This is a genomic window from Coriobacteriia bacterium (genome assembly GCA_003149935.1).
In the GTDB taxonomy this organism is placed as follows: domain Bacteria; phylum Actinomycetota; class Coriobacteriia; order Coriobacteriales; family QAMH01; genus QAMH01.
The window spans coordinates 125,228-142,850 of record QAMH01000008.1; the positions used below are offsets into that span (position 1 = coordinate 125,228).

The following is a 17,623-nucleotide window of genomic DNA, read 5'->3' on the forward strand; positions in this document are numbered from 1 at the left end:
TCACTTCTCGTTCGCGGACTTGCGGCGACGGAACAGTAATGCCAGCATTAGAAGCGAGAGCAAGGCAATCGCAGCTTCAAGTGCCATGCCAGATACAGCATCATCGCCGGTCCTGGGCACGCCGTATGCGGCAAGCTGCGCCTGATAACGCGCTCGTTTCTCGGCCTCTTCCTCAGCATAGTTACCGAAGACCGGCGCAAAGACCACGTCACCATCCATCATCACCGAGAAGATTGCATCGGCACCCTCGATGTAGGTTGTTACCCCATCGCGTATCACGTTCCAACCCTTGATGTAGTAATCAGGATTGAGTTCAATCAGCACGTTATCGGGCGAAAGCGTGAAACCGGGTTCAATGCCGTCCGAATTAATCGTGATTTTGCCGCCTGGGTACTCACCTTCGGTGACAAAGTGGCCGAAATCGTCAACCTCGGGCTCGAATCCCTCGAGACCAGCCACGTGACGCTCGATATCCCAGATCGCATACAGCTTGATGGCGGTGTTACCGTTACCAACCATCGCCGCGAGCAGGTACATCGCCGCCGTAGGATCGTCGATGGTGCCGCCCCTCACAAGACCAAGCACGCCGTTCTCGAGCAAAGCCTCCATGAGCTGGCCGGCGGCGAAGTCGGGAACGACCGCATCCGGCGAGAACGCCCAACCCAGCAGCTTGGCGTTGCGGCGCTCGAAGGCCACGTCGTCGAGACGCGTGCCAGTCGAAGCGTACTCATAGCGCTGGTCGGACGCGGTGCCAGTCGCGACGTCATCGTTCTTGTCGAAGCTGATGATGTAGGTGATAGGCGCCCACAGGGCCATGAGCCTGATGCTCGAGCCGGGCATCGTGAAGATGTAGCCCGGTGCATACTGCCTGCCGTTGCCATCCACAAAGCCGATGAGGATGTAGCCGTTGCGCAGAAGCTGATCGGCAGTCGGGAGCATAATCTGCGCATCAGTGCCGTACTTCACCGTGATGGGGAGGCGGCGCGGATCGTCCAGGGCGACGTTACCGCCAGCGGCGTAGAGCGCCTTGGTGGCAGCGGCGATCTGCTCGGCGATGAGCTCTTCGAGCGTCTTGCGCGGCGCATCGGGGTCTGTCCCCTCATTGCCAGCTGACAATGCGGGGTCTGTCCCCTCCTTGCCACCGGGGCTAATCCAGAGGCCGTTGGAGGGATCGATGGTGAGGGTCGCCTCGTCGAAGACATAGTAGAGGACCAGCACCGTCGAGCCATCGCCGGCGATTACCGCGCGCGCCTGGGTCGTAAAGGTCCGTCCCCCAATTGTCACGCTCTGGCCGTGGGGCAGGTAGGTGTAGCCAAGGACCGGGATGTTGTCGAGATGACGATAGGTCACACTCGCATCAACGCCGTCCGCCCACGCAATCTCGCCGGTGAAGCCGACGTAGACGAGGCGCTGGCTCTCGGCCCACTTCTCGTCATAGACGAGAAGGTTGCCATTCGCATCATGCGGCACCGTTCCATCGGCCTTGAGCGGCACGAGCGTGCCGTCACCGGTAATCACCCAGCGCTCGACGTAGTACTTCGTGTTGTTGTTGGCGACGTAGTAGAAGCGCAGATGCGTGCTGCCATCACCAGCGAGGTTGTCGGACTCGATGCCACGGGCAAGCAGCGTGCCGAGAATATCGATGGCAGGCTGATACACGTACTTGAAGACGGGCAAGCCATCGGCATCGAACAGCAGGTTGCCGTTCTCGTCCGTATCCTGAACGGCATTGCCGTCCTTGTCGCGCACGAGCACGATCGCACCCTCGTATTCCTTCACGTAGGTATAGCCGTCGATAGCCTCGTGACCGTCCTCGAGCTTGGTCGAATACACGTTTTCGTCGGTGATGCCCACGAGGTCCTGCCTGCTGTCCTCGATCTCGTGCGCCACGCCGTACTGGTCAACCCACCAGTGGCTGACCGTGTACTTCGTGTCGTTACGCGCACGCCAGATCGCATGCAGCGTCATGGAGCGCGTCGGGATGATGAAGGAGCCATCGGGCAGCACGAAGATGTGGTCGAGGTACTTGTAGGTCGGATTGTCGCCCTCGACCTCGATCGCCCTGTTCTCGGCACTGTCCGCACGCTCGCCGTACATGCTCATGAGGAAGGCGCGCAGCACATCGGTGTACTGGCCAGTATTCGGATCGACGCTCGCGAGATGGTCGGCGATGGGCCACGACGCGCTACCCTTGATGACCGAGCCGTCGGGCAGGTCGGACCAGCCGACGAACTCGTAGCCGGGGCGGTAGAGCTGGTCGGCGCCCGGCAGGCGAATCGTGGTCTCGGTCGCGTACGGATCGCGCGACCACTCGCCAGAGCCATCGATCATGGTCGGCGTGGACTCGCCAGTGGAAACCCAGGTGCCCGCACCGGGGTTCAGGATGAGTTTGATGCCATCATCGCCCTCGTCGTAGATGGCCTTGTAGTAGCGGTAGAGGATGAGGCCCTCGTGGACGTTGCCCTTGATGTGCGAGCTATAGGGCACGCCGTTGATGACGATATGCTCTACGTACTCATAACCCTCGAAGCGGCTGTCGTTGAGACCGTTCCTGTCGAGGTTATCGGCGACCACCTCGGCGTTGTTCTTGCGCATGAACTCCTGGTAGATGAGATTCTTCACCGTGCCATCACCCGTGACGCGCACATGGTAGACCTGATATTCGATATTGTCCTTGGAGTTGTAGTACAGCGTGAGGAGCATCTTGCCGTCAGCCGTGATGACCGCACGGGCAACCGTGTCGACGCCGCCACCGATGGAGTCGAACGCCGGGTCACCCGGAACGAGGTAACGGTAACCGGGAATCTCGATATTGTCACCGTTGCGGTAGCTGACGCCGGAGACGTCGAGATCGGCCCAAGCCACCTCGTCGGTGATGCCGTAGTGGACGACGTAGTTATCGCGAATCCACTGCGGGTCGTCCTTGTGGTTGATCGTCGCATCGCCAATCATGTCGACGGTGCCATCCTGCTTGAACGGGAAGAAGTCGCCATCACCGTCGACACCCCAACGCGTCACGTAGTACGGCGTGTTGTCGTTGGCGCGCCACACCGCGCGCAGCATGACCTTGGCGTTGGTGGGCATGATGTAGATGACCTTATCGGCGTCGATGAAGGTGAACGTGAAGGTCGCCGGGTCGTAGCCGGAAATCACGGCAGTCCACTCGGCACCGCCATTGGCGATGTAGCCGGTCTTGCCGGCAGCCAGCGTGAGGTAGGACTGCTGCGAGGCTGCGCCCTTGGCGGTGTCCTTGCCGGCAGCCATGAGACCGTTCTTGTCGATGGCCCAGCCCACGAGCGTGTAGCCCGGACGCTTCACGTCTGCATTGGTGGGCAGCGTGAAGCTGGACTCGGTGGAGTGTTGCTTGCCGGAGTACTGCGACTCCTTGCCCGGCTCCCAGGTGCCGTCGCCGACGTTGAGGTCGAGCACGCGATCCTTGAGCGGGAAGTAGTAGACGACGAGGTGCATGGTGCCGTCGCCCGCGATACGCCACTCGCTCTTGACCGTTGCGCCGGTCACGCCAGAGCCGTCCTTCTTGGGGACGCTGTCGCTCTTGCCGTTGGCGATGGTGTAGTAGCCGGCCAGAGCACCGTAGGCGTTGGTGTTCCAGGGCTTGGGACCGGCCGTGGCACCGGCAGTCGCGAGCTCGTCGGTGACGCCGGTGAAGCGCAGCGGATCGACAGCGGCGAGGTCATTGCCGGCAGCGTCAATCGGCACGAGGACGCCGTCGCCGGTGATCTTGTAGCGGTCGACGTAGAAGACGGTGTCGGACTTGGCACGCCAGGTAGCGTAGAGCGTGATGCTCGCATCGGTCGGGGCGAGATAGAGGGTCTGTCCCCCTATCACCACCGCGGTGAATGCGGCGCCCTTGTCGGAGGTGCGCTTGGTGTTGGCCTTGGCCGCATCAGCCGCTGCCTGCGAGGCGAGGCCCGTGGAGGTGCCGACATTGACGGTGGTGGCCGTGGCGGTGCCATCGACCTTCACGCTGTAGGTCGGGACATTGGACCAGCCGGCCAGCTCATAGCCCGTGCGATCGGCGGCGGAGGACAGCTCGACGGTCTGGTCGGTGTAGACCTGCATCGTCGCGGGAGCGCCCGTGCTCGTGCCGCTACCGAAGTTGAAGGTGATGGTATTGAGCAGCGGCTTGAAGTACAGCACGAGCACCGTCTTGCCGTCGCCGGTGATGATGGCGCGAGCGTCGGTCACGAAGCTCGTGACGCCGTCCTTGGCGGTGATGGCGGTGCCGTCGGCGGCGAAGGCGTAGCCGGCGAAGCTGAGCGCGGAGTCATCGTTGCGGTAGCTCTTGCCGGCCTCGGCGGCATCGGCCCAGGCCTCCTCATCGGTGATGCCGACATGCTTCACGACATGGCCCGCGTCGGCGGTCGCGCTCGTCACGAGCCTACCGTTGGCATCTCGCACGAGCTTGCCGTCGGAGGTGACCGCGTAGCGCGTGCCATCGCCGGAGACGACCCAGCGCTCGACAAGGTACTCGGTGTCGTCATTTGCGCGCCAGGTGGCATACAGCGTCACGTCACCCGTCGGCATGTAATAGAGGGTCTGTCCCCCATTTACCACGGCGGTGAAGACCTTGCCGGTGATGGCGTCGCGACCCGTGAGGGCGCTTACAGCCGTGAAGGCGTTCTGCGACTTGATGCCCTTGAGGTTCGAAATGATCGTGGCGGCATCGACGCTGGTCACGTACTGACTGTTCGTCCAGCCCTTGAGCGTGTAGCCGCTACGCGTGACCTCCGTGGTGGGCAGCGTGTAGCTCTGGTCGGCGTAGAGCTTGACCGGCGTGGGCGTGGCGCTCAAGTTGGGGATGCTCGCATCGCCGATGTAGTACGTGATGGTGAACTGCTCGGGCGCGAAGTACAGCACGAGCTTGGTGGAGCCGTCGCCGGCGATGATCGCGCGCGACTGGGTCGTAAGGGTCTGTCCCCCAATTGCCACAACGCCGTTCTTGGCGGTAATCGTGTTGCCGTTCGTGACGTAGACGTAACCCGTGATGCTCAGTCCGGACTCGTTGGTGCGATAGACGATGGAGCCGTCGATGGCATCGGCCCAAGCCTCTTCGTCGGTCGTGCCGATGTACTCGATACGATGGGTGGCATCGGCAGTCGTGCTGCTGACGAGCATGCCGTTGGCGTCGCGCTCGAGCGTGCCGTCGGCCTTGAGAGCATAACGGACACCATCGCCGGAGACAGCCCAGCGCTCGACCGTGTACCTCGTGTTGTTATTCGCATACCAGACGGCATAGAGGGTCTGTCCCCTTGTTGGCATCTTGTAGCCCGGGGTGACGAAGACGTAGGTCTTGCCGTCGGCGGTCGTGGCGACGGTGATCCAGTTGGCGCCACCATTGGCTGTGTCGTTGCCGGTGATGGCGGCCAGCTGACCTGCCTTCACCTGCGAGGCGAGGCCCTTGATGTGGTCACCCAGACCGGCATCGGGGTTGGTGGTCGACCAGCCCACGAGCGTGTAGCCCGGGCGGCTGATGTTGGCATTGGTCGGCAGGTTGAAGTTCGACTCGGTGAGATGCTCGGGGTTCCAGGTGAAACCGGAGTTCCACGTGCCACCGCTCGTCTCGAGCTGCAGCTGGAGCTTCTGCGCGAAGTAGTTGAGCGTGATGCGCATGGTGCCGTCGGGCGCGATGGCCTTCGTGGCGGTGCTGGGCTTCGGCGTCGTGCCATCGTAGCCGTAGCCGGTGAAGTCGCCGTTGTAGCGTGCGTCACCCGCCGTCGTGTTGAACGGCAGCGCCGTGTACTCCTTGTCGGTCATGCCGCGGAAGGTCTCGGTGATGGTGGTCTTGGCGGTGGTGTTGCCCTCCCAGCGCACGTGATCGACGGAGTAGACCGTGTCATCGTTGGCGCGCCAGATGGCGTAAAGGGTCTGTCCCCTACTTCCCATCGTGAAGATCTTGAGGAGGTCCTCGAAGGTGTTCTCGACGTAAGCGTAGGTGTAACCCGCAAGCGAGGTGCCCGTCTTGTCGGCCCTGATGAGCGTCGTAACGCGAATCCAGCTCGGGTCGGCGCCAGAACCGATGAGCGCATCCCAGAAGTCCTGCGAGGCCTGGCCCTTGGCAGTCGCCGTAGCCGGATTGGTCGACCAGCCCATGAGCGTGTAGCCCGGGCGGCTCGCAGCCAGGTAACCGAACATCACGTGTTGCGACTCGGTGTCGTAGCTGATGGTCTTGACGCTGCCGCTGTTGGTGCCGCTCGTGTTGATCCACGTGCCCATGTTGCCGAGGTCAAGCTTGAGGTCGAAGCTCTTCGGGAGGTACCAGAGCGTGAACCTCGCCGTGCCGTCGGGGCTAATGTTGCCATACGCGCTGGTCGAAACCGTCTGGGCGATGTTGCTGGTGCCGGTGTAGGTCTCGCTCGCGCCGGCAGCCAGGAAGCGATAGCCCTCGGGAACGGCGATGTTGAGATAGGTGATGCCGTCCTTGTACTCGGTCTTGGCGGCGTCGAAGCGCACCTCGGTATCGGCATAACCCTGGTAGGTCACCGTATCGAGCTCGACCTTGTCACCATGGCCGGTGAGCTTCCAGCGGTTGACCGTGTAGTCGATGAGTTTGGGCGTCCACACGGCGCGCAGGGTGATGTCGCCGGTCGGCGTGAGGTAGATGAAGTTGGTGCCATCCTTGAAGTAGACCTTGAGGTAGGTGCCCTTGCCGGTGTTCTGGCCCTCGAGCCAGGTGACGATCTGCTGGGCCGTGTAACCCATCGCGTCATTTATGAGGTCTGTCCCCTTCTTGTCGGCGATGGTCCAGCCGAGGAAGTCGTAGCCCGGGCGCGTGGGCGCGGGAACGTCGGCCAGGTCGAAGCTGTCGTCGGTGTAGTGCTTCTGCGTGATGAAGTTGGTGTTCTCGGTCGCATCGAGCGTACCGTCGGTGATGGTGCCGAGCGAGCCGGTCTCGAAGCGAATGGTGTTCTCGTTGGCGCGGTAGAACAGATAGAAGACCGTCTTGCCGTCAGCGTTGATGGTCTTCACGGCGTAGGTCGTGCCCGTGGCCCCCTCGATCGTGAAGCTCGCGTTGTTGAGCAGATAGGTGTAGCCGGCAATGGTGCGCATGTAGCCACCGATGGTGTCGAGGTCGAAGACGAAGTCGGACTTGCCGTTGTTGTAGGTGACGCGCCAGGCGGCGTTGGTGGTGTCGGAGGCGTCGGCGCTCGTGTTGGGCGTGCCGGTGATGAGGGCACCGTTGCTATCGCGACGCACGGTGCCGTCGGGATTGAGCGGCGAGAAGGTGCCGTCACCGGTGATGAGCCAATGCTCGACGTAGTAGACGATGTCGCTGCGCGGCGTCCAGACCGCGTAGAGCGTCTTGTCGGTAACGGGCATGAGGTAGCTCGCGCCGTTGAGGTAGTAGAGCGGGCGACCGGAGGGGTCTGTCCCCAACGTGCCGAGCCAGGCAATGACGGCCTCGGCCTCGGCGCCCAGGGCGTCGGCGATGCTCTTGACCGTGACGGCCGTGGGATCATCCGCCGAGACGATGTTGCCGTCAGCATCAACGCCGTAGCTGGCGATCGTCGTCCAGCCCTTGAGCACGTAGCCCGGTCGGCTCACGGTGAGCTTCTCGCCATCAGCGGCGTTGGGCAGCTTGAAGGTGTGGTCGGCACGATGGGTGACGTCGGCTGAAATTCCGGGGTCTGTCCCCCCATTGCCACCAGCGGAGATGGTGCCGTGGGAACCCGGATCGTAGGTGAGGGTCAGGTTCTTGGCGACGTAGTAGAGCTTGAGGACGAGCGTGCCGTCAGGTGCAACGTAGATACCGCTGGCGAGCATGCCGTCCGTCCACGGGCCCTTGCCGTTGATGGCGGAGATGCTGCCCAGCGCGTACTCGTAACCCGCGATGGTCCAGGGATTGTAGGTCGTGTACGTACCCGCGACCGCATCGGCGGGGACGGACCCCATGACGTAGATGTGCGAGTCGGAGAGCACCGTGCCGTCGGTGTACTCGACGCGGATGCCGGTCGGGCTGCTCACGAGCACGCCATCGGCGCCGCGCACGAGGTTGCCGCTCGCGTCGATCGCGTAGAGCGTGCCGTCGCCGGAAATGGCCCAGTGCTCGACCGTGTACTTCACGACGAGCGGCTTGTAGTAGATGTAGACCCTGGTCACACCCTTGTTGGTGCCGTCGAAGGCGCCGCCCCACTCGATGAGCACGTTGGCGGCCGTCGTGACCGTCTTGGTCGTGCCGTCGGCGGCGGTGTAGGTGTAGGACTGCAGGTCGGCGATGGCCTCGTAGCCAACATAGCTATTGGCGGTAATCTGGGCGGTCAGGCCCGTCGTGCCGCGGACGATCTCGCCCACGCCATCGGCAACCTTGGTGGAGCCGATGTAGTACTCGAGCGTGCCGTCGCCGCGCACCTTCACGTGATAGACGGTATAGGCAGTCTCGAGGCCCTGCCACAGCGGCCTGAGAACGACCTCGCCGATGGGCATGGTGTACGTGATCGTCGGACCGAGCTCGTCAAAGCGCATCGCATGCTCGAAATCGTTGCCGACCATCCAGCCCACGAGCGTGTAACCCTCGCGGGTCAGCTCGGTGGCCGTGGGAAGCGTGATCGTGGCGTCGGCGCCGAAGTGGCGATACCAGGTGTCGGTCTTGCTGGCGAGCGTGCCCTCCTGCGTCTGGGCGTTGTTGAAGAGGGTGTCGGACCAGGTGCCCTGCGAGGGCTCGAGCGCGAGCGTGAAGTTGCCCGGCGTGTAGAAGAGCTTGAGCACGAGGCTGCCGTTGCCGGAGATGACGCCGGTGGTGATGGTGCCAGCGTAGGTTCCGTCATAAGTGTAGGCAAAGATCGTGGAGCCGTCGAGCGCGGTGGTCGGGTACACGTTATTGACGTTATCGATGGTGTAGTACCAACCGTTCTTGAAGTACTGGCCCGTGTGGCCGTCCATGTCGCTCTCGGATGCGGTGACGTTGACGTTGGCATCGGTGAGGCCCTTGTACGGGATGCGCGCGGCAGCCTCGGCCGCGGCGATCTGCTCCGGCGTCAGGTTGCTGCCGTTGATGATGACGAGCTGGTCGCCGACCTTGACATCGTTACCGTTTACATCGACGAGGATGATGTTGCCGTCACCGTCGACACGGTAGCGATTCACGCCGTAGTCGACCTCGACGGCCCTGAAGATGAACACGAGCTTGGTAGTGCCGTCCGCATTGACGATGGCGTGCGCGATCGTGTTGGTGGGCATGCCGCTGAAGCTCAGGGCCTCCTCGGTGGAAAGAATCCAGCGATAGCCGGCAAGGCCGAATTCGGTGGTGAGCGAGCCGTCGTAGGTCTCGCCGCTCGTGCCGCTCTGGGCCGGACGCTGCGCGAGCGTATCGGTGTCCTCGTCGGCCACGCCGTTGTTGTAGGTCTTGGTGCCGACGAGCTCCATGGTGCCGTCGCCCTTGACCTTGTAGATATCAGCCGTGTACTCGGTGGTGCCCGTGGGAGTCCAGACGGCGTACAGCGTCATCGACAGAACGCCGATCTTGAAGGACGCGCCCTGGCTGTAGAAGGTCTTGCCCATGTGGTTGGCGATGTCGGCATTGAGGGTCTGTCCCCAATGCGCCGCAAAATCAGGGTCTGTCCCCAACGTGCCAAGCCAGGCGGCGAGGCGCTGGGCCTCGTAGCCCTTGGCGTCGCTGATGGCCTTGGCGCCGGCAGCGTCGGCACCCACGAGTGCGAAGCTGGCGGCATCGGTACCCGTGTAGTGGCTTGCCACGGTCCAACCGACGAGCGTGTAGCCGTCGCGCTCCACGATCGAGCCCTCGTTGGCGTCGATCGGCAGCGTGAACGTGGATTCGGAGCTGTGGTTCTTCTGGAAGGTGACCGTCGTTGCCTCGCTACCGGTGTTGTAGACGAGGTTGAGCGTATCGGCCACGTAGAAGAGCTTGAGGAGCAGGCTACCATCGGCAAGGATGGTGCCCTGGGCGATGGTCTTGTAAGTCACACCGTTGATGACCTGCTCGAAGGTCTCGTCGTAGGTGTAGCCGATGAAGTTGGGATTCTCGGCAGCCGAGAGGTTGAGGTGCGCGTAGGTGAAGCCGGCCGAGGCGCTGATACCAGCAGGACGGTCAACGGAAAGCGTCGAGGAGGTCTTGCCCCAACCCTTCACCTTGTTGGTGGCGGTGCCGGTGCTCGTGCCGTCAATCCAGACGGGGACACTGCTTCCGGCGATGAACTCGGCGTAATCCTTGCCGGCAGCGGCCTCGAAGCCGTTGAAGGGCAGGACCTTGCCATCACCGGTGTAGCGATAGAACTCGACGGTGTAGAGCACATCGATGGGGATGTAGAACTGGATGATCTTCGTCGAGCCGTCACCGGCGATAACGGCGGTCGGGATGGCCGCATTGGGCCAATCTCCCGCACCCGAGATCGTCGAGGGGACGAAGGAGTTGTCGAGCGTGTAACCCAGCGGGTCGGAAGAGGCGGGCGTGACGGAGGTGTCGGTCGTGCCCGTCAGGGTCTTCACGTCAACCTTGGTGAGCAGCTTGCCGTCGGCGCTGGCAATCCAGCGCTCGACCGTGTACGTGGTGTTGGTGTTGGCCGTGTAGTAGAGCTTGAGCACGAGGCTGCCATTGCCGGCGATGACACCCTGGGCGATGGTCACGTAGGACTGGCCGGGATAGGCAGTCTGGCCGTTTGCCACGAAGGTGTAGCCGGGATAGGTCTGCGCGGTGCCCGTGACCGTCTCGCCGGTGATGCCGGTGAGGTTCTCGGTGAGCTCGATCTTCTCGGTGATGGTCGTGCCGTCGTTCACGAGCTTGATGTGCTCGACCGTGTAGGCCGTGTTGGTGTTGGCCTGCCACACGGCGATGAGCACGGCGCCGTTGGGCGGCAGCACGAAGGAGGTGCCGCAGGCGAAGTACTGCCTACCGCCATTGGGGTCGGTTCCGCCGGCACTGGGATTGGCGGCGAGGGCCGCATTGAGGCTCTCGAGCCAGGCGACGATGTCGCGCGAGCGCTGACCCGTCGCATCGGCGATGTTGTAGCGGCTGCCAGCGGTGATCTGGCCGTTGATGATGTCATAGGTCGTGATCGTCGTCCAACCGGCAAGCGTGTAGCCGTCACGGTTCGCGAAGCTGCGGCTCGGGACGGTGAGCGTCTTCTCGGTCGGGATGGTGTTGTCGACGCCCTGCGTCTTATCGGCATTCCAGGTGGCGCCGTAGAAGCTTTCGGTGCCGTTCCAGGTACCCTTGCCCGTATTGAGCGTGATGCTCTGGGCCGTGGGCTCGTAGTAGAGCTTCAGGACGAGAGTGCCGTCGGCAAGGACAGTGCCCGTGAGGATCTCGGAAAGGGTCTGTCCCCCAATTGCCGCGCTGAAGCCGGACTTGTAGGCGTAGCCGGTGAAGCTGGCGTTGTAGCGCGGGTCACCCGTCGTCGTGTTGTACGAGATGGCGGTGTACGGATCATCGGTGATGCCGTGGAGGGTCTCGGTGATGACCTCCTTGAGGGTGTTGTCACCAGTGACACGATAATGCTCGACGGTGTAGACGCTATCGCTGCGTGCCTTCCAGACCGCGTAGAGCGTGACGTTGACGGCGCCGATGGTGTAGTTGCAATCGCCGCTCGCGAGGATGAGCGTGATGTCACTGCCGTTATAGCTGAAGAGCAGGTTGCCGTTGGCATCGACGTGCGTCGGGTCGGCACCGGCCAGGGCGGCCAGCAGCGCATCGGCGAGCGTGATCGAGGCGGTGCCCTTCGTGTCCTTGCCATCGGGGATGGAAGCCCAGCCCACGAAGTCGTAGCCCGGACGCTCGACAAGCGTGGAGAGCTTGACCGTGCGGTCGGCCTTGTACTTGTCGGCATTGTGCTCCTGGCCGGACCAGGCGCCAAAGCTGCCGAGGTCGAGGTTGAGCGTGACGTCCTGTGCCTCATAGAAGATCTTGAGGATCGTGGAGCCATCGGAGGCGATGTCGGTCTTGTAGAGCGACCTCTGGCCCCTCAGGTTGAAGTCGTCCTTGCGCAGATAACCATCGAAGGTGACGGCAAGGTCGGCGCTGCTTACCTCGACCGGGCCATCGACCAGACCCTGATGCGTCTCCTCCTTGGCAAGCACGAAGGTCTCGTTGCCCGTGAACTTTAACCACTGGACCTTGTAGTCGATCATCTGCGCCTCGTAGTAGAGCTTGAGAACCGTGGTGCCGTCAGCGTTGATGTTGAGGGAGGCGATGGCGTTGTAGACCTTGCCGTCCTTGTCGGTGACCGTGTCGGCCAGCTGGTAGAACGTGATGCCGAAGCGGTTCACGTCATCGGCCGGGACACCGTCGATGATGCCCGTGGAGACCAGGCCCGCCTTGGCAAGCGTATCGGTCATGCCCACGTACTCGATGGTGCTGTCGAGGACCACGGTGCCGTCACCGCGATGCTTGTAGTACTCGACCGTGTACTTGGTGTCGTTGCGGGGCAGCCACACCGGATAGAGCGTGGTGGCGCCGCGCGGCATCGTGAAGGTCGTGGTGAAGAACTTGCCGCCCAGCGATGCCAGCCACGTCTGCAGGTCGATGGCCGTCTGGCCACCGGCAACGCCGACGCGGCTGTCACCGTCGACGCCTTCGGCAAAGGAACCGGCATCGGTGCCCGTGTAGAAGCCAACCGTGGTCCAACCGGCCAGGGTGTAGCCGGGACGGCGCAGGTTGGTGCCCGTGGGAAGCGTCACGGTCTCATTGGGCATGTACATGGCAGACGGATCGACGTCGTTGTGCCAGCTGCCCACGATGCTGCCATCGGCACCCGTGCCGGGGTCGAAGGTGAGCTGCGAGCGAACCGCGTAGTAGTAGAGCGTGAGCACGAGGCTGTTGTCGGCAGCAATGGAGCCCTGGGCCACGGTCGTGACCTTGGTCTCGGCGGCGTCACCCAGGCGGGTCATGTTGCCATGGGGCAGGAATTCGAAGCCGGGAATGGCAACGTTGTCGTTGGCATTGGTGTTGGGGCTGGACGCGACCTCCTCAGGGGTGGCGGCAGCATTTGCCATGGCATCGGCCTTGCCGTTGGCATGCAGAATGAGATACGGCGTGGCAAAGGCCGGCAGGTGGTAGATGACCCCATCCACGGTGGAGACGATGCAGCCATTGCCATCGATGGAGTTGATGCCGAAGGTCGTGTCAATGGCACCGGCCGCATCCATGGGCAGGACCGCACCGTTGGCGGCGATGGACCAGTAGCGATATTGGACCGTATGGATGGTCACGTCTTCGTAGACGTCCTCCATCACCATCTGGCCATCCTTGTAGATGATGTTGCCGTTCTCGTCGCGGGCGGGCTGCTGGACGGCGTCGCCGTTCTCATCGAGAACCTGACGATGCTCGACGGTCGTGATGACGTACTGGGTGCCGTCCGCGTTGAGCCATGCAACCGGGTTGCCGTCGGCATCGCGCTGGACGAGCCTACCGTCCTCGGTGGGTTCGAGCGCGATGGCGAAGTTGAGGTTGCCGTTCTCGTCAACGGCGACGAGCTTGCCGTCACCGGTGGCAGCCCAGCGAATGACGCGATACTCGGTGCTGTTGGTGGGCTCGTAGTAGAGCCTGAGGTGCAGCGCACCGGTGGTGTCTCCCGCCCTGTTGCCGGACCAGCCCTTAACGACACCGGAAGTATCGCTCGTGTAGGGAGTGCCACCAACCTCGATCGAGGCAACGTAACGATAGCCCGTCGGGACGTTGTGTTCCCTCTGGTCATCGGTCACCGTGACGGTTTCGCCGGTGGTGGCCGTGAAGACCGTGGAGTCGTAGAACTCGATGGTGCCGTCACCGCGCACCTTGTAGTAGTCGATGAAGTAATCGGCATCGCCCGGCGTCCAGACGGCGTAGAGCGTCTGAGCTGCGTTGCCGGTGACGAAGCTGGCGCCGGGAGCATATGTGGTGCCAAGGCCGTCGGCCTGGGTATTCCATCCGCCAAAGACATAGCCAAAGCGGTAGAGCGTGGTCGCATCAGGCAGCGTCACCGTCGTACCGGTGCGCGGGGCGGGCTTGGGCGACTGGTCGGCAATGACCCAGCCGGCGTTGCCCTTGGCCTCGTCGCCGGCGGCGTTGACGTCGTAGATGAGGTCGTTTTGCTGCGCATCGAAGACGAGCGTGAGCTTGAGCGCACCGCCTGCACCGATGATGCCGGTCGGCGTCGAGGTATACGTCTTGCCATCGATGACGACACTGAAGGTGGCGTTATAGGCATAGCCGGTGATGGCATCGGCCGCGATCTTGGCAAGGCAGTCGTTGTAGTAGACGAGTGCCGTGTCGGTACCAGGCTGGTCAACGTAGATACGCGTGTTCGCATAGCCCTTGAACAGCAGCACATTGGTGGCGACGCCATCCGGATCGGCGGCGATGGTCTCGTCGTAGACGTCCGTACCGCCGACGCTCGTCGCGTTGGCCTTGAAGGCGTTGATGGGCTCGATGAGACCGGTACCCGTGTAGCGCAGGAACTCGACCGTGTACTCGGTGTCGGCGGTGACATCGAAGTAGAGCTGGATGGTGGCAAGGCCATCGGGCGTGACGAGGGCCGATTCGATGCTGGCAGGAGCCGTGCTACCCGGAGCACGGTAGAACTGACCGGTGATGACCTTGTCGGCATCGGTAGCCGTTGCGGTGGTATGCGTCGGCGCGGTGCGATTCACCGAATCGATGAGGGTAATCGAACCATCGCGGGCCACGCTGTAGCGGTTGACGAAGTAGTTGGTGAGCGTCGGCGTCCACACGGCGTAGAGATTCACGTCGCGGGCCGGCATCTTGAAGAGGTCGCCTGCGGCGTAGTAGTTGCCGGCGGCCAGCGTGCCGAGCCAGGTGATGACATCGAGGGCCTCCTGGCCGCGGGCGTTCACGATTTCCTTGACGTCGAGGCCATCGGTGCCCGCCGTGACGATGGTGCCGTCGGCACGCACGGAATACGTCTCGACGGTGGTCCAACCAAGCAGCTCATAGCCCGTGCGCGTGACGACGGCGAGCGTCTCGTTCTTGGGCAGGTTGAGTTCGTAGCCAAACTGCGTGGCCGGCGAGGAGTCGCCCGCACCAACCCACTTGCCCGCATCCGGATCGGTGGGATCGCCGGTGACGTAGGTGAGCTCGTAGGTGTTGGGCTCGAAGTAGATGACGAGCTCGAGAGTCTGGTTGCCGATCACGCCGGAAGCGATGGTCAGGTAGGTCTGTCCGTTGACGGTGAAGCTCACGCCATCACCCAGGTAGCTATAGCCGGCAGGCGGGTTGGAAGCGTAGGCATGGTAGATGTAACCGGCGGTGGCGCTGGCACCCGTGGCATCGACGACGACGTTGGATCCGACGGCACCGGCATGCTTGTAGCCCTCGAGCAGCGCGTCGCCAGCGGCAAGCTCGTTGCCCGCGACATCGACCTGGATGGCGTTGCCCATGCCATCGACCTTGTAGATCTTCACGACGTAGTTACCGGACACGGGGACGAAGACGTGGACGAGAACCATCTTGCCGTCGCCGCTGATGATGTCGGTAAGACGCTCGTTGATCACGTAGTTGGGGTCGCCGTCCCACAGGCCGGTGATGTAGTGGGTGGTGGGAACCTGATAGCCATCGGGAGCAACCGGGACGGTCGTGACGGACTCGCCGGTAGTACCCGTGCCCGTGAGGTTAGGCAGCTTGGTGATGGTGCCATCGGCGTTGAGCTGGTAGCGCTCGATGGTATAGGGCGTGTCGGTATTGGCAACCCAGACGGCGTAGAGCGTGATGTCGTCAGTGCCGATGGCGATGGTGGCACCGGGAGCGTGAACGACGGCACCGCCGTTTTCGGTGGCCCAGCCCGTGAAGGTGTAGCCGGGGTTGCGCAGGTGGTTAGTGGTGGGCAGCGTGGTCTCGGTCTCGCTGCGCAGCAGCGTCGAGCCAAACGCCGAGTAGCCCGGCGCCCAGTTGCCCGCACCGGCTCCCGTATCGGGAACGAGCGTGAGCGTGTGGTAGTCGGCTTCGTAGTAGAGGTTGAGGACGAGCGTGCCGTTGCCAAGCACCACACCGGTATCGACGCTGGGATACATCTCGCGATGCGCACTCGGCAGAATGTACGTGTAGCCGGGGATGGAAGGTGCCACAGCCGTGACCCTCACACCCGTGAAGTCATAGAAGGTCTGGCTCGGCGCCGCGGGGGCCTTGTACGACAGGGGGTCGCTCTGGCCGAGGGCAGAACCCGGAATCTTCCAGTAATTGACGACGTACTGAACCTGGATGGCCTGGAAGACGTGGACGAGAACCAGCTTGCCGTCACCGGTGACGATGCCGGAGAGCTTGGTGGTGAACGTCGTCGGCAGGCCGGCCATGGTGCCGGAAGCGCCCGTACCATCGGGAACGAGCTGGTAGCCAGCGGGCACGTTGGGCGTCGTGCTGACCAGGTCATCGGTGTAGCCGGTATAGTTCTCGCTGGTGAGCTGGGTGAACACGCCGTTACCGTCAAGCTGGTAGCGATAGACGACATAGGGCGTATCGGAGTTGGCAGTGTAGTAGAGCTTGAGGACGAGCGCCGGGTCGACCATGACGACACCGGTGGCGACCTCGCCGCTATGACCCGGTGCGTAGGTGTAGCCAGCCCACAGCGCGTTGGTGGTCGTGTCGATGGGCACGGCGTTGACGATGGTACCCGCGTAGTCCGAACCGGTATCGGTCTTGACGAGGGTTACGTTCCCGTAACGATCGACCTTGTAATGCTGAATCGTGTAGTCGATGGGCAGCGCGACGAAGATTGCCTTGTAGGTGGTCGCGACAAAGACGCCGTCAGCGCTGCGCGGCGGGACAAGGTGCGCGGGTGCCTTGTTGGTCGCATCGTACATGACGACGTTGCCATCGGCATCTTCCCAGTGATCGAAGGCGTAGCCGGGGTTGGCGGTGGCAAGCGAACCTGCCGGGGTGCCCGTGGCAGGCCTCGTGTTCTCGGTGGAGATGGAGACGGTGCCACCCGTGCCCGCCACGTAGTTGATGGTGATCTCGGGAAGCTCGATGAAGATCGCCGTAAAGGCGTAGACGGTCTTCTCGACCCAACCCCCATCGGGCACGGACGGGATGAAGAGCGAGGAGTCGCCGGGCTTGGTCTGGTTATCGGGATCATCGCCAATCTGCCAGTGGCTGAACTGGTATCCAGGTGCCGCGACGGGAGTGGAGCCCATGGGGCTGGGAATCGGGCTCACGGTAATGTCGATCTGCTCGCTGCCAAGCGTGACGGAACCGCCGGTACCCGCGTTGTAGATGATGGTCGGGTTGGTGAGCGCGTTGTTGGTGTAGAAGAGCTTGAGCGCGAGGCTGCCGTCAGCGGCGATGGTGCCCGTGAGCGTGGAGGCCGAGGCGCTGAAGCTGTGGCCGGCAAAGACGGGGATGATCGTAATGCCGGAAGGCAGCGTGATGACGCCATCGGCGGGAACACCGGAGATGGCACCGCCGTCGCTCGTGTCACCGGTGATCGTGAGCACGAGGTCGGTGGAACCGGTCGCATTGATGGTAGCGCTCGCATCCTTGCTGAAGACGCCGTTGGCGTCCTGCAGCCAGTACTCGATGACGAACGGCGTGTCGGTCTTGGGGATGACGCGCACGGTGTAGGTAGCGGCGGCGTACATGCCATCGGCACCGCGGCTCGGCGTGAAGCTGTCACCGCTTGCCACCTTGTTGCCAGCCGCGTCGTACCAGCCCTCAATCACGTAG

At 62.9% G+C, this 17,623-nt stretch carries 1 protein-coding gene (only partly in view); it reads right to left on the reverse strand.

The genetic code is table 11. The features are described from left to right. Nucleotides 1-17,623 carry the final stretch of a hypothetical protein gene (locus tag DBY20_07610; protein PWL78182.1) on the reverse strand. Its footprint extends 27,359 nt past the window's final position, so 17,623 of the gene's 44,982 nt are visible here — the last part of the coding sequence; its start codon lies beyond the right edge, outside the window; the stop codon is at nt 1-3.